The organism is Vibrio sp. QJM3NY_15 (genome assembly GCF_057785995.1).
In genome coordinates, this window is record NZ_CM173518.1 from 191,403 (window position 1) to 212,243 (window position 20,841).

The window sequence follows — 20,841 nt, forward strand, 5'->3', positions numbered from 1 at the left end:
CTTTAATTTTGGTCTCTATTACGCCAACTTTGTTTTTACCGTTCTAACAAAGCTCGACTTCACATCTGTTACAGCTCAACCTCAACATCCGACTGAATCGTACTCGAACACGCAAGGACATAACCTTGCTCAATCTGTTCTGGCGTCAATGTTTCTTGGCTGCTTGATTCCACTGAACCTTTGGTTACTTTGCACTTGCATGAACCACAAATCCCACTGCGACAGGCAATAATAATCGGAACACCAGCTTTCTCTAATGAATCAGCCAGTGGTGTACCCGCTTCCGCTTCTACTTCTGCGCCAAATGCAGGTACAAACACCTTAACGGCACCATTTGAATCTGCAGACGCTTCCGCTTGTGACTCTTCTGAAGCTGTATTGCTATTGGCTAGTGAATCCGTGTTTGGGTTCGCTGGCGTGAAACTTTCTTGATAGAAATTTTCCATGTTGAATTCTAGTTCTTTCAGGTAGCTTTCTATGTTTTGCATAAAGCCAACTGGGCCGCACAGATAAACAGTTCGGTCTAAAATATCTGGGCTTAGTTTTACTAACCAATTCTTATCTAATCGACCTTGAGGAGCTAATGTTCCTTCACTGTCTTTTAGCAGCAATTTAAGATTGAAGTTGCTGTGCGCCTCATCTAATTGATGCAGTTCTTGAAAGTAAATGGTCTCACGCTTATTGCGTGCCATGTGGACGAAGTCGATCTCAATATCACTGCCTTGAGCCAGCCAATATTTTGCCATCGCCATCACAGGTGTAATACCACAACCTGCACTCACTAGCGTCACTTTTTTCGTTGCTGTCGGCATGCAATCAATACAGTTAAACGCGCCAGCAGGCTTCAATACTGAAACCTCATCACCTTCATCAAGCTCATCAACAATAAAGTTCGAAACCAAGCCACCTTCCACACGTTTCACCGTGAGCTTCAGGCGATTATCTTCAGGACAAGAAGCCACAGAATAGGCGCGATAATCGGTTTTCGTCGGCATATCTAAACCCAGAGTAATGAATTGCCCTGGCTTAAAATTGAAATGTAAGTCTTGTGGAATACTGCCAAGCTCAAAACTGACCGTATCTGGCGTCTCGTGCCATTTCTTTAAACACACTAAATTGATTGAATCGCTATCCGACCATGCATACATAGTTCACGCACCTTACTGATGATTAAATGACTAAAGATTTAAATCTAAAAAGCCCCGCAGCTGTTTGTTTTATTAAAACGTCACAACAACGAGGCTTCAGGTTGGCTTAAATTAAGCCGCTAAGATTGTTTTAAGATCTTGTTCTGGCGTTGAAATAGAACGCATATCGAACTCGTCTTGCATAATCTTAAGTAGATTTTCAGTTAGGAACGCAGGTGCTGTAGGGCCTGTGTAAATACCTTTCACACCTAGAGCGAACAGAGTAAGCAAGATAACGATCGCTTTTTGCTCGAACCAAGATAGAACCAGCGTTAACGGAAGTTCGTTGATACCACAATCAAACTCTTGAGACAGTGCGATAGCAAGTTGAATCGCAGAGTAAGCATCGTTACATTGGCCAACATCTAACAGACGTGGGATACCGTTAATGTCACCAAATTGGTTTTTGTTGAAACGGAATTTACCACATGCCAATGTCAGGATTACTGAATCTTCTGGCGCTTGAGCTGTGAAATCTGTGTAGTAGCTACGTTCAGATTTGTCACCGTCACAACCACCCACTAGGAAGAAGTGTTTGATGTTACCTTCTTTAACTTGCTCAACAACTGCAGGTGCCGCTTCCATCAAGGCGTTACGACCAAAACCGACAGTGATCATTTGCTCGATCTCGTCGTGTTTGAAACCTTCTTGCGCTAGTGCACAATCAATTACTGCGCTGAAATCGTCGCCTTCAAGGTGATCAACACCCGGCCAGCCTACGATGCTGCGCGTAAATAGACGGTCTGCGTAAGAACCTACATCAGGGTTAAGCAGGCAGTTAGACGTCATTACAATTGCGCCAGGGAAGTTAGCGAATTCTTTTTGCTGGTTCTGCCAAGCGCTGCCGTAGTTACCCGCAAGGTGTGGGTACTTGTTCAGTTCTGGGTAACCGTGTGCTGGTAGCATCTCACCGTTAGTGTAAACGTTGATGCCCTTGCCTTCAGTTTGTTGAAGAATCTTTTCTAGATCATGCAAGTCGTGACCAGAAACAAGAATACAGTGACCTTTTTTAGTCTTCACATTCACGGTTGTTGGTTGCGGGTGACCGAAGGTATCTGTCTCGCCTTTGTCTAGCATTTCCATTACTTTGTAGTTCATCAAGCCAATCTGCATTGATGTATCAAGTAACTGTTTTAGATCTGATGGATCTGTACCTAGGAACGCCATGATTTCATGGTATTCAGCAAAAATAGCGTCATCAGTTTGACCAAGAACACGAGCGTGCTCCATGTAGGCTGCCGCACCTTTTAAGCCGTATAGGCAAAGAAGACGAAGACCAATCACATCTTCGTGTTGAGAGTCGTGACCACGGTTTACAGCAGCTTGAGGCGCAAGTGCCAATAGCTCTGAAGAATCTGTTGGAAGATCGAACTGTGCTGCTGCAGAAAGCTCTGGAATTTCAAAACCAATCAATGTTGCTGCTGCACGAACTTTTTGCTCTAAACGCTGCTTGAATTCATGAGACTGTTGTGCGAATTCGATAATACGAGCAGGGTCGAAGTTAACGTTAGTCAGTGTTGCGAAGAACGCTTTTGGCGCCCACTCATCAACTTCTGTATCAATAACATCGCAAGCGCGACCTAGGCTTGCCCAAAAAGAAACACCTTGAAGAGAATGCACCAACACGTCTTGAAGGTCGGATACTTCCGAGGTTTTTCCACACATGCCTTGTGCGAAAGAACAGCCTTTTACGGTTGGGGTTTGAATCGTTTGTTCACATTGAATACAGAACATAAAGGGGCTCCAGTAATTTTTTATTAGCTGTAAGTGCTTTGCTTACAGTGACTTATTCCAAACCCTATACAGCATCAAGCGTGCCAACTTTTAAGTTATTGATTTTTATAAACTTAAGTAAATTCCATATTTTTAGTGCGTGAATATGACTACATATAAACCCGAAAACCACACACACCTGTGTCATAGTGACTCTTGAAGAATATTTTACGGTGTTCATGTTTCGTTCAGAATAGAAGCGATAAAGTAACAACATAGAAAGAGAGGAATGAATATGAAAAATATATTAGTTACGATTGTTGCATTGTTTACCGGCCTTTTGGCACTATTCACAAGCTTGATTCTTGCTATTCCTTTGGCTATCGCAGCTTTAATTACTGGCAAGCGCATTCAGAATCAAATGAAGAAACAAGGTTTCGCAGCTCATATGCACACTCGTCAGTCATCAACCAATGATGCCGGTGTTATTGAAGGTGAATACGAAGACCTTTCGAGCAGAAAGTAATCTAAACTTTAGTTTCAGACATAGTGAAAGCACAACAGAGACAACATTACATAATGCAAAGAAAACCCCTCCTAGCACTGCTAGCCTTAACGACTTTAAGTCTCGTTGGTTGCTCCAACGAGACCATCGCTCCCGCTTACGAAACGTCTCCTAACTTGCCTGAATATCAGCAAGACAGCTTTGATGCTTACGTCAACGATACTCAAGATTGGTTACTGAAAAACCGTGTGTTCATGACCAAAGACAAGCAGCTAGAGATTCAACTCAATTCACCTACCGAATATCAACCTGCGAAACCTAACGGTAAGGCAGTTTTATTGGTTCATGGGTTAGGTGATTCACCCTACTCGTTTAAAGACATCGCAACGCACTTAGCAGAACAAGGCTACCTAGTGAGAACGGTATTGCTACCGGGCCACGGCAGTCGTGTTGGCGACTTAATGCAGCCAAACTTAGAAGATTGGCAGGGCGTGGTGGCTCATCATACGAAGCTATTGGAGCAAGAGTATGATTCTGTTTGGCTTGGCGGTTATTCAACAGGTGCGAACCTCGTGACTTCACAGGCGATGAACGATCCTAAGATCTCTGGGTTGCTGTTGTTCTCTCCTGCGTTCCAACCGAGTTCGTCTGCGGTTCAATATGCAGGGCTAGCAAGCTACTTCGTTACGTGGGCGGATCAAGATCCTGAAGACAATGTATTGCGTTACAACTCGTTGCCAATGAACGGCGCCTCTGTTTACTACGAGACATCAGAAGTGGTTCGCGAAGACTTACAAGATAAACACTTCGATAAGCCCGTATTTATTATGATGAGTGAAGGCGACAGTGTGATTGACACCAACTTCGTTCAGCAGGCATTTACTGAGTCTATGCCAAACCCAAACAATGTCTTAGTTTGGCAAGGGGAAACCACACTTGACGATCCTCGCGCTGTTCAATACAGCATGAAGATCCCAGAGCAACGTATCTCGAACGGCTCTCATATGGGCTTACTGTTCTCACCAAGCAATCCTTACTACGGGATCAATGGGAGCGAGAAGATCTGCTCCAATGGTCAAGAGGAAGGTTTAGAAGCACAGTGCAACGCAACAAGTGAAGTGTGGTACTCAGCGTGGGGATATCGTGAAGAAGGTAAAAACCATGCGCGTTTGACCTACAACCCGTACTTTTCAGACTCGATGGAAAAGCTCGATGCGGTTCTGAATTCAGAAGGCTAACAAGCTCAAGACTGTCGAAGCCAATCCATAGAAGTCAAAAAGGCTCAATAGATAACGTCTAGTGAGCCTTTTTAATGGATGTCGTTTCTGGCCAGTATATGAACTGCCGCTATATCGTCCACACCACACGCACAGCAAGCAGAATCAACACCACGCCAGACAATCGATCGATCAACTGCGCTTTTGCTCGAATGCGCTCTACAATCAAGGGGCTGGAGAGCACCAAAGTAATAAAGGTATACCAAAGGCCGTCAACAATCAGTGGCGTTGAGACAATAATCACTTGATTGCTCAGTTCGTTACCTAACGCCACAAATTGGCTAAATAGAGCGATAAAAAACAGCGCGATCTTTGGGCTCAAGATAGAGATCAAGAAAGCCTCGCGAGCAGACTGCATGTAGCTCATCTGTTCGCCCGCTTCCAATTTCGCGGCAACTCCACCTTTTGAGCGTAAGGCATTCACGCCAAGGTAAAGTAGATAAGCTGCACCCGCCAAGCTGATGCCTTTAAATATCATTGGCGATTGCTCAAGTAACACCGCTAAACCGACAATGGTTGCGAACGCGTAAATACCTATGCCCGCCGCGTGTGACCAAGCTGCGATAAGTCCGTTCATACGGCCACCAGCCAAACTGTGCTTAGCGATCATCGCCAAGCTTGGGCCCGGAGACATTGCACCCAACAAGCAGATAGCTAATAAAGAAAACCAAATTGTTACTGTCATCATTCCATTCCTAGTAAAACAAAGCGTTCCAGCTGAACACTCTACAATTAATACTCAATACTTAGCGCTTACAATAAGCCGCAGTAGGTATTATTTGAAATCAAAGATTATCATCACTGGTATGATTTGAAATCATACTGATATTATAACTCGACTTTTGGATGGCTTTAAACGCTTTCTCTCGAGCCCATTTATGGGCAGAGTCGTTGTCATACTTAGGATGCCACATAAGCCAATAGGTATGCATTTCTGTCTCAAACGGCAGCGAAAAGTAAGCGACATCGAGATGTCGACCCAAGTTGTAAGCAATATGCTCCGGTACAATCATCAAGTAATCGTCTTGCATTAACACGTTTCCCGCCGATGAAAAGAACGGTACCTGCAATGCGATTCTGCGTTTGTGTCCCTGTTTCTTTAACGCAATATCCGAATAGCTGTCTTTGTCTCCCCCACCCGTTACTTTGATATGTGAGTAACTCACGATGTCTTCCGCGCTTATGGCTGATTGCTTAGCCAACGGATGAGAGGCTCTCATCAAACACACGGACTTATCCTCTCCGAGCTTGATACTTGAGACATGATCCGGCTTTTTGGGGAACATACTCGACGCCAAGTGAATACCTGATTCATTGAGCGTTTCAAGGAAGTTAGGCTGCCATAAACGATAAGCCAAGTTGATATGAGGCGCGTCCTTCGACACCTCGGACACAACAATGGGCAAGATATACTGAGCAACATAATCACTCGAAGCCAACACCAATTCACCTTGCCAGTCTTGTGGATCAAATGGCTTATCATCTAAGAGGTGGTCAAACTCGCCCAGCAAGTCATCGAGCTTGCCTTTAAGCAACAAAGCACGGTTGGTTGGAACCAGTTTGTTCCCATCACGAACCAGAAGAGGATCACCACATAGATCTCTAAGCTGAGCCAGTTGACGGCTCACCGCCGACTGCGTGATGTGCAGACGCTGAGCGGCTCGGCTTACATGGCACTCTTCAAGAAGCACATGCAGCGACCGCAGTAAATTTAAATTGATATTACCTAACATCAGCAACCTTAGAGTGAATAAGAATAAGTTGAGTAATTACGGACAAATGACGACACAGTGAAGGTAAGCGGCACTCACTCAAGACATATTAAAAGACGAAGTTTGCTTGTTGAAGAATTCCGTTAAGACAGTATGAGTCATAAGATGTCGAAGTTCAGGATAGCCTTGCAGCTGGTCGCGAATTTGGTTCAAACGCTCCATGCTTTCAACTTCAACATAAAGCATCATGTCGGTCTCACCGCTAATAGAGTGGCACCACTGCACACCATCAATGGCGTAGATATTTTTAGCGTAAGACTCACAATTATGATTGCTGCTCGACATGTCAAACTTCAAAGAGATATAAGCGCCAACGTTCTTCGGTAAATCAGGCTCGGTCACCTGTGCACAATATCCTGTAATGATCTTATCGTTTTCCAGCTTCTTGATCCTGGCGTTCACCGCAGAGCGAGACAGGCTGACATCTCTGGCGATATCGCTCACTGAGCATCGAGCGTTAATTTTTAGAATATCTAAAATTTGGCGATCAAATTTATCCATACTTCTGATTCTTTCCAGTTATTGTTCTATTTATAACACCTAATTTGACACAACTTTCTTACTTATAACAGCCATTATGACAGCCGACACTTTCACGCTTAATCAAATTAATACCGTTAAATTGACGGTGTCTTAAGACGTTTCGCTAGCTGTATTATTGATGTCGACAATGTATGCTTTCAATCTCAGCCTCACAAGACTGCACCATAAAGCCGATATCAAAGCCAATAGCAAGGACAGCGAATGACACAACTCAAACAAGAAATCACGCTTATTTCAGGAATCGGACAACTCTCTACGACCTTGCTTGGCACAGGATTGTTTATGATCCCAGCTATCGCGGCAGGCATTGCAGGACAGTTATCGCTACTAGCATGGTTAATCCTGTTTATTGCTATTTGCCCGATTGCACTAACCTTTGCTGCATTAGGGAAACGCTACCCCAATGCAGGGGGCACGGCCTATTTTGTGCGCCAAGCATTCAGCGAGCGATTAGAAACCAGTGTGGCTTGGTTGTTTGTGAGTGTTATTCCTGTCGGTATTCCGGCGGCGATTGCATTGGCAGGTGGCTTTGCTCAACAACTGTTACCCGCACCACTCGACACACCATTAGGTGCTCAGTCCTTTACCGTCGCTCTGCTTATTGCCGTCAATTTGATGGGCAGTAAGTCTTCAGGCCGCTTGCAAACCGTGATTGCATTATCGATTTTTGCTTTAGTCAGCGCCTTTGTCTGGAAAGCCGACATCACTGCTGCTGACATCGCAGTTCCGACTATGACATCCGATTCAATGTGGTCTATTGGTGCTGCACTGGCGGTTATGTTTTGGTGCTTTGTAGGAATCGAAGCCTTTGCTCACATGGGAGAGGAATTTAAGAATCCACAGCGTGACTTCCCCATCGCCATCATTGCCGGGTGTTTTGTCGCAGGCCTAGTGTATTGGGCTTGTTCAGTGGTTATTATCAAGCTAGGCGCTTATGGTTCACCAGAATTTGATGCTGCCTCTATCCCGTGGGTGACAGAGCAGCTGTTTGGCAATGGCTTTAAAACCGTCATCAGTGTACTTGGCTTCTTTGCTTGCTTTGCTAGCCTAAACCTTTACACCCAAAGCTTGTCTCGCATGATTTGGGCTCAAGCTCGCCAACACACTCCGACCAGTAAAATGGCGCAGCTTAATAGCCGTGGCGTACCACTTTATCCAACCTTAGCAATTGGCTTTATTGCGCTTATTTCGTGTGTAATCGGCGAGTTGTCTAATTTGGATCTCGAATTCTTTCTTAAACTCGCCAATGGCATTTTTGTTCTAGTTTATCTGCTTGCGATGTTAGCGGCCTGCCGATTACTGACTGGCGCATCGAGATACACAGCCATGATTTCACTGGTCATCTGTACCTTGGTGTTTATCTGCCTAAGTTGGTCTATGCTCTATGCTGTGACTGTTTTTGTGACATTGTCACTCCCTTGGCGCAAGTGGCTGGGCAAACCCACCGTCTCTATCGACAAGTTGTAATCCAGCCCATAAATATTATTGATAAAAAAGCCGAGCGATCTGTTTGATCTTCGGCTTTATGTCAGCCAGTCGGATATTACCAAACCCCAAAACTGCACCACTCCAATCACGAGCATCACTTGATCCATATTCATAAAAGTCAAAAGGACGAATGATGATATTTTCAAGCTCTGCTCTACGGCTCCACTCATGTTCAGATATACCTTGATACCACTTCACTGTCACATGTAGCCCAGCAGCCTGACTGATCACTTCAAGATCGCCATGAAACTCACTTTTAATCGCTTCTATCATCGCTTCATGCTTGAGTTTGTATGAACGACGCATCTTTCTGATATGACGCAATAAATCGCCTTCGCGAACAAAATCCGCCAGCGCTTCTTGTGTATGTGACGCCGTGTCTCCAGTGAGCGCATCTTTAATCTCAAGACACTTCGCCACCAGACTTTCTGGCACCACCAAATAACCTAGTCGCAAGCCATTGAACATCACCTTACTCAGGGATCCGACATAGATGATGCGATCATCGAACCCTAACTTTCCCGCTAACCCTTGCATGCTGGTATAAGGACGATGAGCAAACTGGAACTCACTGTCGTAGTCATCTTCAATGATCCATGACTGATGTTTGTTAGCCCAATCGATCAACTTGAGGCGTTGCTCAGTATTGAGGGTCGTGCCCATTGGGTATTGATTGCTTGGGGTGACGTACAATGCCTTAGCATTACTGGACAACACTTTTTCAATATCTAACCCAACCTTTTCACGCACACTCACACCGTCTAACTCTAACCTCAACAGATCGATAATTTTATGCACTTGTCGATAGCCGGGCTCTTCCACAAGGATTTTGTCGCCCATAGCTAACGTCGCCATCAAACCAATTGAGATGGCTTGCTGCGCACCTGCGGTGATGATGATTCTATCGGCACTGCAGTGAACCGAGCGACTACTCGCAAGATACCCGCTCAATGCTTCCCTCAAGGCCAAGCTTCCCTGAACCTCTTGATTACCCGCAATGTTCTGACGTGTAGAGTGGCGTTGCAGCAGCCTCTGCCATTTCGCAAAAGGGAACGCTTCTAAGTCAGGAACTCCAGGGGCAAAGCTACGGTTAATGCCGTTAGGTTTCGCTATGTTTGCACTCGGTTTACTGACGGTTTGTTGAATCTTCGCATCCTGAACACACTTCGGTTGAGACAAACTTAGAAAGTGTTCTGGTTGTTCAACCGAGACATAAAACCCTGAGCCTTGCTTGCTCTCGATATAGCCTTCGGTGACCAGTTGCTCGTACGCATAAATCACTGTATTTCGACTCACCGATAACTCGACGGCTAGCTTACGTGTTGAAGGTAACTTACTGCCCTTACTCCATAAATCTTGAACAATCTTTTCTCTGATCGCGTGAAACAAGGCGGTTTGGCGCGTGTCGTGTTGTTCATCTAACCGTAGGTCACCGACATCAATAGGCTGCATAACTGGATCCAAGTAGCGTTTAAAAGTGGCTCTATTTAGTAGACCAGTTAATCGCTACATTAATCAAAAGGCAATGATTAAGGAGCGATTATGTTATCTAACACGAAAAGAACCACGATTAAAAAAGGGGCTCACAAAGCCGTATTTGAACAAGAGAAACTTCATCAAATCATAGATGAGAGCTTAATCGCACACATTGCATTACAAGGCGAACATGGACCAATGGTTATTCCAATGCTCGCGTGGCGAGTGGATGACAAGGTCTACATTCATGGCGCTAAAAACAGCCGCTTATTGAAAGGCTTAAAAAAAGGAGAGCCAACCTGTTTAACGTTCACTTTGTTTGATGGTTGGGTGTTAGCTCGCTCTGCATTTCATCACAGCGCGCATTATCGTTCTGCTGTGGTGTTGGGGTCATTTTCAGTCATCGATGACAACCAAGAAAAGGATCGTTTGTTGAATATCTTTATTGAGCAAATCGCGCCGGGCAGAACCGACGAAGTCAGGCTCAGTAATGAAAAAGAACTCACCGCGACCGAGTTATTGGCGATACCTTTAACGGAAGCATCCGTGAAGATTGGTAAGCATGGCGTGAATGATGATAAAACTGATATGGATATTCCAGTATGGGCTGGCGTATTACCTTATCGAACGGTCGTAGGGCCATTAGAAACGGTGCCAGAGCAAGAAGGCGTTATCGATAAGCCTGATTATCAAGCAGCCTATGGCGAACGTTGGTATCAGAATTAGCACGACAAGGTGGTCAGTAAAGGATAATTGTATACAATCTGGTTTATCAAATTTTTAACATAACTAAATAGTTAATCAGACAATGCAGAAGAATAAGGAAACTCTCCCACTTCAAGGCTTGCTCAATGGTATTGGGCAAGTCTATTTCACGTCATCTGTCATGACGTCCTTTCTGCTATTGCTCGCCATTTCAATTGAGTCACTGTCACTGGCTTTTCTTACCTTATTCGGTGCGAGTTGCAGCTACGGATTTGCCTTACTGACCAATAAACCGTCTCATGATATTGAGAATGGCATGTATGCGCTAAATGGCGCACTGATTGCTTTGTTCATCGGGAATTTTTTTGAAGTAAATGGGTGGCTGATTATAGTAGTAGCCCTCGGCTCGCTGATAACCGTACCCATCGCCAAGATCGTGTTTAGCTTTAAGAAGTATCGCGGTTACACAAGTGCCTTTATTGTCACCTCTTGGTTTATCTACATGCTTCAATCAGGCTTGAACCTCCCTTTTTTCACACCCTCAAACACTACGCTACAGTCGACAGCGTTTTTAACATTCAACGATTGGTTGAACCTACCAAGCATGGCCATAACGTTGTTAAAAGGCATCAGCCAAGTCAGCTTCATCAACAATGAGTTATCGGGGTTAGTTATCTTGGCTGCGATTGCGTTCAACAATATCAAGCATGCGCTATGGGTCGTGCTTGCGGTGACCGTCGGTACCGCTTTCAGCTATTTAATCGGTGTCTCCGACGAACTGATCAAACAAGGCCTGTATGGTTACAATGCTGTGCTTGCGACCTTAGCACTTGTGCTATATCAACGCGTCCCTTGGCCACTGATTATTCTATCCATGCTTCTAACCTGCTTGGTCACTTTGGGCTTTCACAAATTACAGCTCGTTCCCCTTACCGCACCATTCATTTTAAGCACGTGGGGCATGGTTTATTTTGCCAGTCTGCTTAGAAAGAAAGGTTCGAACAGTACAAACTCTACTCCAGCTAAATAATCATGGTTATGGTTATGGTTAACGATGCTTATTACTGATAACGAAGCTAACTATCCAACTGAAAGCGCTCTGTATATTGCTTAGGCGTCAAACCTCGATGCTTTTTGAACATACAATTGAAGCTCGCCACGTTGGTATAGCCTAAACGTTTTGCTACCTCTTCAATGGGCAATGAATACCTCAACAACTCAACCGCGATATTGCTGAGCACGTAACCAGTGATGGTTGAAAAGTTAACGCCGAGATCGTGTAACCGACGCTGAAACTGCTGCTCAGACAACCCCAATAAGCTGGATACCTTATTTAAAGTGGGCAAGCCAAAGTGGCGGCTGTAATTAATCATTTCATAGGTGACTTTATGGTCATCGGCGGCATCAGGCATATTTAGATAGTTATCCAAATCATGAAAATTCATGGCCAGGCTCATTTTACTGACGGACGGAGATTGGTTAGTAGAGAGCCTTAACTTACTTGGTAACCACACCTCGGTTCTCGGTTTGTCCCACTGGATATTGCAACCAAAGTACTCATGATAAAGTGCAACATTCTCTCGACGCCCCGCAATTGTCACGGCTGCAGGCTTAAAGTCCTCGCCTAGGTAACAACGCAATATCTTCATCATAAAGATAGCGACTCGAACCGAGTCATGAACCTTCCCCGCCTCGGAGTAAGATGGGTTGTGATAACACCACTTGATAAGGTTCCCCACTTGAGCCCCATACAGGTAAGCCCCAGACTGTAAGCAGTGTAGCCCGGTGTTCACTCGACGGATCGTCGAGGCCAAATCGTGACCAGAGAAAATCCAATTCGATAGTGGGCCAAGCTTCTCAATTTCTACACGGTCAGCAAGCTTTAATATGATGTCAGGATCGTTGGTTTGTTGCTCAAGGCCCACAAACCAACGGTCTACTTCACGTACAGGAATGAGGTTCATCGGGTTCTTAAATACCGAGCTTGGAATACCCAATTGTTCGGCATCAACACCATCGTAAGCAACTGCGTACTGGTATATTCCCCAAATACCTAATGCTCTCAGGAAGTTAGAATTATTCATATGAGCGTCTTTCCTTACATATCAAATACTAATCACGTCATTTAATATCGATTATTAACGTAATCTGTGAAATTACAACCTGTAAATTTGCATTCCATCACACTCGGCGTTCAAATTTTACTTAGGGTTGATCAATGAGTTTACTAAGTGTCCCATTCGTTGGAACAGGCGCAGATACCGCATTACACGTTGTAGCAGGCGTTGTGTTGGTCGCAACAATCGCAGCAGCCTGTTACGGCTTTTGGCGTATTCATGAATTACCAATCAATAAAGCTCACAGTAAAGAGCACCACCAGCTCGGTTTAATCACCGCTTTAACGTGGATTGGCTTCATATGGCACTGGGTATGGGTACTCGCAGTAATCGTGTCGTTTGTTGATATGGAAAAAGCCATTATCAACCTTAGAGATACATGGCGTGCGCCAAGCAACAGCAGCGCAGAAAGTACGAGTAATAACAATGCGAATACTGTCGGCAACGTAAACAGCACTCAATCGGTTGATAATAAGGAGAACCCAGCATGTTAGAAGGTTTGGCTGTATGGGCACTCTTTATTTATTTGCTGCGCTTAGTGGGCATGCCGTGGAACAAAGGTACTAAGGCGTTTGCTTACTTAGGTGGCACGTCTTGGTTACTGTTCGTCTGGGTTGGATTGGTCAACTTTACCCCTATGGATCTGTCTGGCGGGTCGGTTGTTCAGTCTCCCCATATTCAGCTGCGTCCAGACTCAACATCGGTCAGCGGCAAAACCACCAAGGTTCACATCAGTCCAAACCAAGACGTGACGAAAGGTGAGTTAATCTACGAGATTGATGACACCAAATATGTCATCGCGAGAGACAAAGCGAGCGTTCAACTTGAATCTGCTCACGTAGCCTTAGATACCGCTCGACAAGAAGTCAGCATCGCAGAGATCAGTCATCAGTCTGCGCTTGAAGACATCAAAGCGTCTATCGCACAAATTGAATCAGCAAAAACAGACTTAGTCCTTCAATCGAAGACTCTCTCTCGTTACCAGCGACAAAACAATGTTGTTGAACATACGATTACTGAGACCGACATAGACCAGCAAACGGCCAAGGTAGACTTAGCAACACATAACGTCACCACTTTGGAATCTCAACTGAGTAAAAAAGAAGTCGACGCCGAGAACGCGAAGTTAAACATCCACAAAGCAGAAACGAACGTCAGTAAAAAGCAAACTGAAGTCGACTCTGCAAAGGCAACCTTAGCCCAAGCGCAATGGGACCTTAACAGCACCAAAGTCACTGCCCCGACAGATGGTTTTGTGACTAACTTTATTCTTCGTGAAGGGCAACGAGTCTCAATGATGCCTCGTATCCAGATGTATACAGAAGAGAAGTACGTGCTAATGCGGGTTAATCACCAAGCGATTCGTAACGTAAAAGTGGGCCAACCTGCTGAATTTGCGACACCGGTTTATCCAGGAAAGGTTTTCTCTGCAACCGTCGAAGGCATTGTTGAAGCGACAGGTGAAGCACAAGCCAGTTTACTTGGTATTGATGAACAGGTCCGAGTCACAACCGGACGGAATCTTCAAAACAAACACCACTTCGTGAGACTGAAGATCGAAGAAACAGAAGGCTATGATATCCCAGTAGGCTCTGTTGGACTGGCATGGGTGAGTGGCGAAAAGCCAATCAGCTTTATGGCATTCTTAGATGTTATCCGTGGAATCATTATCAGAATGAAGTCGCAACTGTACTTCTTCTATTCGATATAACACGACTTCAATAGATTAGAACCAATAGTAAGCCCACATAGACTGATGTCATGTGGGCTTTTTTTAGTGCTTACGTTGGCTTTAGTCTCTGTCTTGGTTTGAGTATCAGCTGGCTTCTTGTCTTTATCGCCTACTTACCACACTTGAAAATACTCAAATTCCCTTACTGATAAAATGTAAAATTGGTTGCAGAGCATCAACAATTAGCAAAATGCATTTTCATAATGCAAAAACACCATTCAAATACGCACCAAATTGCTGTAAAACAGCCCAATTCGTAGGTTTAAAAGTTGGCACGCTATCTGCAATGTATATATTGACCCTTCTTAAGCCGAGGGTCACCTAGCCAACTGACGTTGTTAGTGAACCTTTCTTGTTCACGATATATATAGGCCAATTGCGAATATTGCGATTGGCCATTTTTTTGCCTGCAATTTAAGAAATATCGCCCGCCCAATATACAGACACCCATTCACAGCTATAATCGCTAGCATTCATAGTGAAGTTCAATCCTGACTCATCATCTACGTCATAGAAAACGTTTTCTAATTATTTTTAAAAAATAAATTTAAAAAGTAACCTTATGTTTTAAATATCTATTTTTAACAAAGCTGCTTCAATAGCTGACTTATTGACAAAACCAGCATTGACTATGTGATTTATATCACCATAATGCGCTCGTTTGCCTGCAATACGGCGACCGTTATTTTTAATTTTGATCAATTGCGGAGGTAAAAAATGGCTGCGGATAATAACTACAGTCTTGGGCCGGTTCCAACATCGGCTAGGAAAGGAGTTGCTTCACTCACCATGGTAATGCTTGGACTCACTTTCTTCTCTGCAAGTATGTGGACAGGTGGTTCACTCGGGACAGGTCTTTCTTTCAACGATTTCTTCCTCGCCGTTCTCATCGGCAACCTAATTCTTGGTATTTACACTTCTTTTCTTGGCTACATCGGCTCATCTACTGGCCTCTCTACTCACCTCCTTGCTCGTTTCTCTTTCGGTACTAAAGGCTCATGGCTTCCTTCTGCTCTACTTGGTGGTACACAAGTCGGTTGGTTTGGTGTGGGCGTTGCCATGTTTGCGATTCCGGTACAGAAAGCCACGGGCATTGATACCAACACCTTGATTGTTGTATCAGGCTTATTGATGACAGGTACGGTGTACTTCGGTATTAAAGCGCTAATGGTACTCTCAGCAGTTGCCGTTCCTGCGATTGCCATTCTAGGTGGTTACTCAGTGCTGACCGCGGTAGACAGTGTTGGCGGGCTAGAACAGCTACAACTCATCGAGCCGGAAACACCAATGGACTTCTCAATGGCGTTAGCAATGGTTGTCGGTTCATTCGTGAGTGCAGGTACTTTAACTGCCGATTTCGTTCGCTTTGGTAAAAAGCCAGCGAGCGCAGTATTAATTACAATGGTCGCGTTCTTCATCGGTAACTCACTGATGTTTATCTTTGGCGCAGCCGGTGCAGCAGCAACGGGTCTCTCTGACATTTCAGATGTGATGATTGCGCAAGGACTACTTCTTCCTGCCATCATCGTTCTAGGCTTGAACATCTGGACAACCAATGAAAACGCACTTTATGCGTCAGGTCTTGGTTTATCCAACATCACTGGTCGCTCAAGTACTACAATGTCTATCATTAACGGCATCGTAGGTACGATTTTCGCGCTTTGGTTATACAACAACTTCGTCGGCTGGTTAACCTTCCTTTCGCTGGCAATTCCACCGATTGGTGGCGTAATCATCGCCGACTTCTTTGCGAACCGTAAACGTTACAAAGATTTTGCAAAAGCAGAGTTCCAAACCGTTAACTGGGCTGGCATTATCGCGGTAGCAACAGGCGTAGCCGCTGGTCACTTCCTTCCTGGCATCGTTCCTTTAAACGCCGTGTTTGGTGGTGCGATCAGTTACCTCGTGCTTAACCCTCTATTGAATAAAAACGCTCTGAAATCTCAGGCCGCTTAAGGACACACTATGACAACCTTATTAATCAAGAACGCGAAGCTTCAAGACCAAGATGGCTTGAAACAAATCCTGATTGAAAATGGTCAATTTTCTCGCATTCTCGATAATGACGCGCCAATCAATCATCAAGGTGAGATCCTTGATGCTGAAGGTGGCATTGCAGTTTCTCCTTTCTGTGAACCGCATATTCACCTAGATACTACACAAACCGCTGGTGAGCCTAACTGGAACATCTCTGGCACTTTGTTTGAAGGTATTGAGCGTTGGGCTGAGCGTAAAGAATTGTTATCAATCGAAGACGTAAAGTCTCGTGCGAAACAAACACTAAAATGGCAGATTGCTAACGGTGTTCAACACGTGCGTACTCACGTTGATGTATCGGATCCAACGTTAGTTGCGTTACGAGCAATGGTTGAAGTTCGTGAAGAGATGAAAGAGTGGGTCGACATCCAGATCGTAGCATTTCCTCAAGAAGGCATTCTTTCATACCCTAACGGCAAAGAATTGCTTGAAGAAGCCGTGAAGATCGGTGCTGACGTTATTGGTGCTATCCCTCACTTCGAATTTACTCGTGAGTACGGTATTGAATCTCTGCACTATGCGTTCGAGCTTGCACGCAAGTACGACTGCCTGATCGACGTTCACTGTGATGAAATCGATGACGAGCAATCTCGCTTTGTTGAAACACTGGCGGCTCTTGCTCATAAATTCGACATGGGTGAAAAAGTAACGGCAAGCCATACTACAGCAATGGGCTCTTACAATGGTGCTTACGCATCTCGCCTATTCCGCTTGCTAAAAATGTCGGGGATTAACTTCGTCGCGAACCCGTTAGTAAACATTCACTTACAAGGTCGTTTCGATGACTATCCGAAGCGCCGTGGCGTGACTCGCGTTAAAGAGATGCTAGCGGCTAATATCAATGTGTGTTTCGGCCATGATGATGTGTTTGACCCATGGTACCCACTAGGTACAGCGAATATGCTGCAAGTTCTGCACATGGGACTGCACGTAACACAAGTTATGGGCTACGACCAAATCAACACCTCACTTGATTTGATCAGCAAGAACTCAGCTCGTACTTTGAACATTCAAGACAACTACGGTATTGAAGAAGGTAAGCCTGGTAGCCTACTGATCTTACCTGCGGACAATGGTTTTGATGCTGTTCGTCGCCAAGTGCCAGTTCAATACTCGGTACGACACGGTAAGGTGATCGCTGAAACGCAACCTGCGAAAACAAAAATTAACTTAGATCAGACAGAAGATATCAACTTCAAGCGTTAATATCGTCTATACTGATGAAGAAAAGGAAGCTACAGGCTTCCTTTTTACTTTGTCATAACGTGTAACTTTATAAAACTATCAACTATTAAGGGTGGTTTTGTTAACGAGCACAACATGACAAAAAAACTCGCTGATTTCTCAATCAATGAGTGTACAACCGGAAAGACTGTGTTAACATGCACTCGCTCTGTTAGCCGGAGTTATTTAAGTTAGATAAATAGTAAAAAATGACATGTAAAATCGTTACCCGTTTTTGTAAGTAGTTTTTCCTTATTTCTTAGCAATATTAAATAATTCAATTATCAGCGCATTGCAGTAATGCAATCAACAATTAAAAAATTTATGAATAAGGGACAAATTATGTCTAACACAAATACTGGCACTGTAAAATGGTTTAACGAAGAGAAAGGTTTCGGTTTCATTTCTCAAGACAACGGCGGTGCTGACGTATTCGTACACTTCCGTGCAATCGCTTCAGAAGGTTTCAAAACTCTGAAAGAAGGCCAAAAGGTTTCTTTCGAAGTTGAAAACGGTCAAAAAGGCCTACAAGCAGCAAACGTTGTTGCTCAATAATTAGCTTTTAGCTAAAAAGAATTTTAAAGCGCTGATTTTTATCGGCGCTTTTTTATGCCTGCAGCAAAACTTATTACCTGAAATAAAGCCTCTGTCCCCGTTATCATCACCTCCACACTGCGTCATATTACCTACTTTTCAGCTACCTGCTTTCCCCAAACTCTCTCGACTCAACCTACCTATCTAAGCTCATCTTCTATTGATTCTCAAAGCACGTAGAAGACAGCCAATCAATCTATCAAAAACATAGCGATTCTTCTTAGCAGTTACCAACTTTATGCTAAACCCTCATCAATCGACTTAGTGAAACTCCAAATCTAACCTTCTCCTCTTTGGTCAAAGAACAATCGATTTAATGTTCTATATAAATATGCAATCGATTTCCATAATAAAAATGATTGATTTATCCAACCCTTATCCATTAATTATATAATTTTTAAAGCAAATACACGTAAAATCCGCTAACCTAGCGACAAGTGGCTTTAGTTGGTTTGGTATCTGTAGTAAAAATAATGAACAAAGATGAATTTCAGAAATCCACCGCTAATTTGAAAAAAGCGGTGCCTCTTATGATGAAGAATAGAGTGTCGACAACACCTGCAAATTACGCACTTTGGTACACCTATGTCGACAACGCTATCCCGCAGCTCACCAAAGATATGGATGGTGTGTTAGAGCACTACGGTATCTGCCCTCCTGCGGTAGGTGAACAGCTCTACAACAACTACGTTGCTAGCAAATCCGAAACGAATATCAATGACTTACGAGCAAACCTAGAACTGTTAGTTTCTGAGGTTTCTAACTCAATGAACGATACTCTCACCGACACTTCAGCTTTCTCTGAGATGATCGATAAGAGCTTCGAAGACTTATCTCGCGTCGACAATGAGAGTTTGTCTATCGATGAAGTGATGTCGTTGGTTCGTCAGCTGGTTTCAGAATCTCGCAACATTCGACACTCGACTCAGTTCTTAAGCTCTCAACTGAACTCTGCAACGTCAGAAATCAGCAAACTCAAGACACAACTTGTCGAAGTACAGAAAGACGCGCTATTTGATAGCACGACCACGCTTTATAACCGACGCTCTCTGGATCGTGATTTAGAGACGTTGTGCGAAGCTAAGCAGTCGTTATGCCTCATTCTTCTCGATATCGACCATTTTAAAAACTTCAACGACACCTATGGCCACTTGTTTGGCGATATGGTTCTTAAGGGCATTGCTCGTAAGTTAAAGCAAATGTGTCGCGAAGGGATTTCCGCTTACCGATTCGGTGGCGAAGAGTTCGCTCTCATTGTACCGAACAAATCATTACGCATTGCACGTCAACTTGCTGATACTAATAGACGATCTCTGGAAAAACTGTCGATCAAAGATCGCCGCAGTGGACAACAGGTCGGTAGCATCACCGCATCGTTTGGCGTTGCTGAACTTGAACCTGGTGAATCAGCGGAATCACTGATCGAGCGTGCTGATAAGCTACTTTACGAAGCAAAATCTCTCGGCCGCAATAGAGTGATGCCGCTGTAGTCTGCAGTCACCTAAACAAATTTACAGTTAAACGGCGTACTTACTAAGCCCTGAGCTCTAGGCTCTAGGCTCTAGGCTCTAGGCTCTAGGCTCTAAAATAGACTCGCAGTTAACATCGAAAAGCAAAAAGCCCCAATCAATAACCAGTAGGTTAATCATTGGGGCTTTGTCGTTTAAGCACAGTCGTAAAGACAACCAAAATCGCTAACTCATGACTCAGCATCTTTCATGAGTACGAAAGACTAAAGTGCGTAGCAGTAATTAAGGCAATAATCTTCACCGCTCTTAGCTCTGAACTCTTTGTCTTCGCTGCATGCTTTTGGTTTACCTTTCTCATCACCTTGAACTAGGCTGATCCAGTGACGTATTGCTGTCGTGATTCCTTGACGCTCAGTATTCGCTTGTACCGATTCCATTGGTGACTGGCCAAAAGTAGTGCATGACTCTAGCTGAATATCATCGATATCAACCAGTTCAATACAACCTGTCCCTTTATGACAACCAAACATCACTTCTAAATGGCTTCCACTGCTATCTCGGAACAAGATTGAGTCTGGGTCACACTTCTCACCCATGTAAGCCACAAACTGCTTAGGATGCTTTAGACCGCTGTGTTGGCCATCTTTGAAATAAGCCATGATATGGCGGTAATCAACTACGTAGCTCGTTACATCTTGATGTGAACCGTTCTCTAGTGGGAATAATCGGTCTAGCAGTTGCTTCGCTTTTAGTTGCTTCTCAGTTTGCTGTTTGGCACTGATAGTCTCCACGGCAAAGACAGCTTCAGCGATAAATGGTTTTGTTTGTTTTTGGATTTCTGTTTTATCGAATGTAAGCATATTCATAGTCTTTCCCTCTTGACTAACCCGGTGAACATTCACCGATTTTTAAAGCAAAAATGTGTCCTAGAGCAATTATTCCAAACTAACGTTTAACTTATTTGTCATTTTGTGAATTGCTTAGTTTGTAGATTAGCGCTTT

At 44.1% G+C, this 20,841-nt stretch carries 19 protein-coding genes; 11 read left to right on the forward strand and 8 right to left on the reverse strand.

Going from position 1 to position 20,841, the window contains the following annotated elements:
• Positions 1-68 precede the first annotated feature (68 nt).
• Entirely contained in the window at positions 69-1,148 is a 1,080-nt protein-coding gene (locus AC3CKG_RS17335) for an FAD-binding oxidoreductase (protein WP_065112734.1), read from the reverse strand.
• 111 nt (positions 1,149-1,259) lie between these two features.
• Complete coding sequence (hcp, locus tag AC3CKG_RS17340; protein WP_012600311.1) at positions 1,260-2,921, reverse strand: hydroxylamine reductase; 1,662 nt, start codon at positions 2,919-2,921, stop codon at positions 1,260-1,262.
• 274 nt (positions 2,922-3,195) lie between these two features.
• On the opposite strand from hcp, the gene AC3CKG_RS17345 reads away from it, so the two are divergent.
• Positions 3,196-3,426 carry a hypothetical protein gene (locus tag AC3CKG_RS17345; protein ID WP_065105507.1) on the forward strand — a complete coding sequence of 77 codons (231 nt, stop codon included), beginning with the start codon at positions 3,196-3,198 and terminating at the stop codon, positions 3,424-3,426.
• Between the two features lie 53 nt (positions 3,427-3,479).
• Positions 3,480-4,643: an alpha/beta hydrolase gene (locus AC3CKG_RS17350; RefSeq protein ID WP_488529642.1), complete on the forward strand. Its 1,164-nt coding sequence runs from the start codon at positions 3,480-3,482 to the stop codon at positions 4,641-4,643.
• Between the two features lie 109 nt (positions 4,644-4,752).
• Here the strand turns inward: AC3CKG_RS17350 and AC3CKG_RS17355 are convergent, their stop codons facing one another.
• From AC3CKG_RS17355 to AC3CKG_RS17365, 3 genes are all read right to left on the reverse strand, one after another.
• The gene (locus tag AC3CKG_RS17355; protein ID WP_029223519.1) at positions 4,753-5,367 is read right to left on the reverse strand and encodes a LysE family translocator; all 615 of its coding nucleotides are present in this window, start codon (positions 5,365-5,367) and stop codon (positions 4,753-4,755) included.
• Between the two features lie 100 nt (positions 5,368-5,467).
• Positions 5,468-6,415 carry a LysR family transcriptional regulator gene (locus tag AC3CKG_RS17360; RefSeq protein WP_488529643.1) on the reverse strand — a complete coding sequence of 316 codons (948 nt, stop codon included), beginning with the start codon at positions 6,413-6,415 and terminating at the stop codon, positions 5,468-5,470.
• A gap of 78 nt (positions 6,416-6,493) precedes the next feature.
• A complete protein-coding gene (locus tag AC3CKG_RS17365) occupies positions 6,494-6,955 on the reverse strand; it encodes an Lrp/AsnC family transcriptional regulator (protein ID WP_065112731.1) in 462 nt (153 codons plus the stop codon).
• A gap of 243 nt (positions 6,956-7,198) precedes the next feature.
• Between AC3CKG_RS17365 and yjeH the strand changes: the two genes are divergently transcribed.
• A complete protein-coding gene (gene yjeH / locus AC3CKG_RS17370) occupies positions 7,199-8,464 on the forward strand; it encodes an L-methionine/branched-chain amino acid transporter (protein ID WP_102300374.1) in 1,266 nt (421 codons plus the stop codon).
• 15 nt (positions 8,465-8,479) lie between these two features.
• Here the strand turns inward: yjeH and pdxR are convergent, their stop codons facing one another.
• Entirely contained in the window at positions 8,480-9,937 is a 1,458-nt protein-coding gene (pdxR, locus tag AC3CKG_RS17375) for a MocR-like pyridoxine biosynthesis transcription factor PdxR (protein WP_488529644.1), read from the reverse strand.
• Positions 9,938-10,027: 90 nt separating this feature from the next.
• On the opposite strand from pdxR, the gene AC3CKG_RS17380 reads away from it, so the two are divergent.
• Both AC3CKG_RS17380 and AC3CKG_RS17385 read left to right on the forward strand, forming a co-directional pair.
• Positions 10,028-10,687, forward strand: coding sequence for a pyridoxamine 5'-phosphate oxidase family protein (locus tag AC3CKG_RS17380; RefSeq protein ID WP_488529645.1), 660 nt, complete (start codon positions 10,028-10,030; stop codon positions 10,685-10,687).
• Positions 10,688-10,769: 82 nt separating this feature from the next.
• Complete coding sequence (locus AC3CKG_RS17385) at positions 10,770-11,696, forward strand: urea transporter (protein WP_488529646.1); 927 nt, start codon at positions 10,770-10,772, stop codon at positions 11,694-11,696.
• A gap of 46 nt (positions 11,697-11,742) precedes the next feature.
• Here AC3CKG_RS17385 and AC3CKG_RS17390 read toward each other — a convergent pair whose 3' ends face one another.
• Entirely contained in the window at positions 11,743-12,750 is a 1,008-nt protein-coding gene (locus tag AC3CKG_RS17390) for an AraC family transcriptional regulator (protein WP_488529647.1), read from the reverse strand.
• 134 nt (positions 12,751-12,884) lie between these two features.
• Here AC3CKG_RS17390 and AC3CKG_RS17395 point away from each other — a divergent pair, with 134 nt between their 5' ends.
• The 6 genes from AC3CKG_RS17395 to AC3CKG_RS17420 all read left to right on the forward strand — a co-directional run bounded on the left by AC3CKG_RS17395 (position 12,885) and on the right by AC3CKG_RS17420 (position 19,860).
• Positions 12,885-13,277, forward strand: coding sequence for an MFS transporter (locus AC3CKG_RS17395; RefSeq protein WP_102314591.1), 393 nt, complete (start codon positions 12,885-12,887; stop codon positions 13,275-13,277).
• Entirely contained in the window at positions 13,271-14,494 is a 1,224-nt protein-coding gene (locus AC3CKG_RS17400) for an HlyD family secretion protein (protein WP_102312818.1), read from the forward strand. The genes AC3CKG_RS17395 and AC3CKG_RS17400 overlap by 7 nt, the downstream gene beginning before the upstream one ends.
• 738 nt (positions 14,495-15,232) lie before the next feature.
• A complete protein-coding gene (gene codB, locus AC3CKG_RS17405) occupies positions 15,233-16,471 on the forward strand; it encodes a cytosine permease (RefSeq protein ID WP_076667865.1) in 1,239 nt (412 codons plus the stop codon).
• Positions 16,472-16,480: 9 nt separating this feature from the next.
• On the forward strand, positions 16,481-17,758 hold the full coding sequence (locus tag AC3CKG_RS17410; protein WP_065112724.1) for a cytosine deaminase: 1,278 nt from the start codon (positions 16,481-16,483) through the stop codon (positions 17,756-17,758).
• 360 nt (positions 17,759-18,118) lie between these two features.
• Positions 18,119-18,331, forward strand: coding sequence for a transcription antiterminator/RNA stability regulator CspE (gene cspE, locus AC3CKG_RS17415; RefSeq protein ID WP_004730009.1), 213 nt, complete (start codon positions 18,119-18,121; stop codon positions 18,329-18,331).
• A gap of 512 nt (positions 18,332-18,843) precedes the next feature.
• On the forward strand, positions 18,844-19,860 hold the full coding sequence (locus tag AC3CKG_RS17420; protein ID WP_102353660.1) for a GGDEF domain-containing protein: 1,017 nt from the start codon (positions 18,844-18,846) through the stop codon (positions 19,858-19,860).
• Positions 19,861-20,102: 242 nt separating this feature from the next.
• Here AC3CKG_RS17420 and AC3CKG_RS17425 read toward each other — a convergent pair whose 3' ends face one another.
• Positions 20,103-20,705, reverse strand: a complete 603-nt coding sequence (locus AC3CKG_RS17425) for an aldolase/citrate lyase/malate synthase family protein (RefSeq protein ID WP_102300366.1) — start codon at positions 20,703-20,705, stop codon at positions 20,103-20,105.
• Between the last annotated feature and the right edge of the window lie 136 nt (positions 20,706-20,841).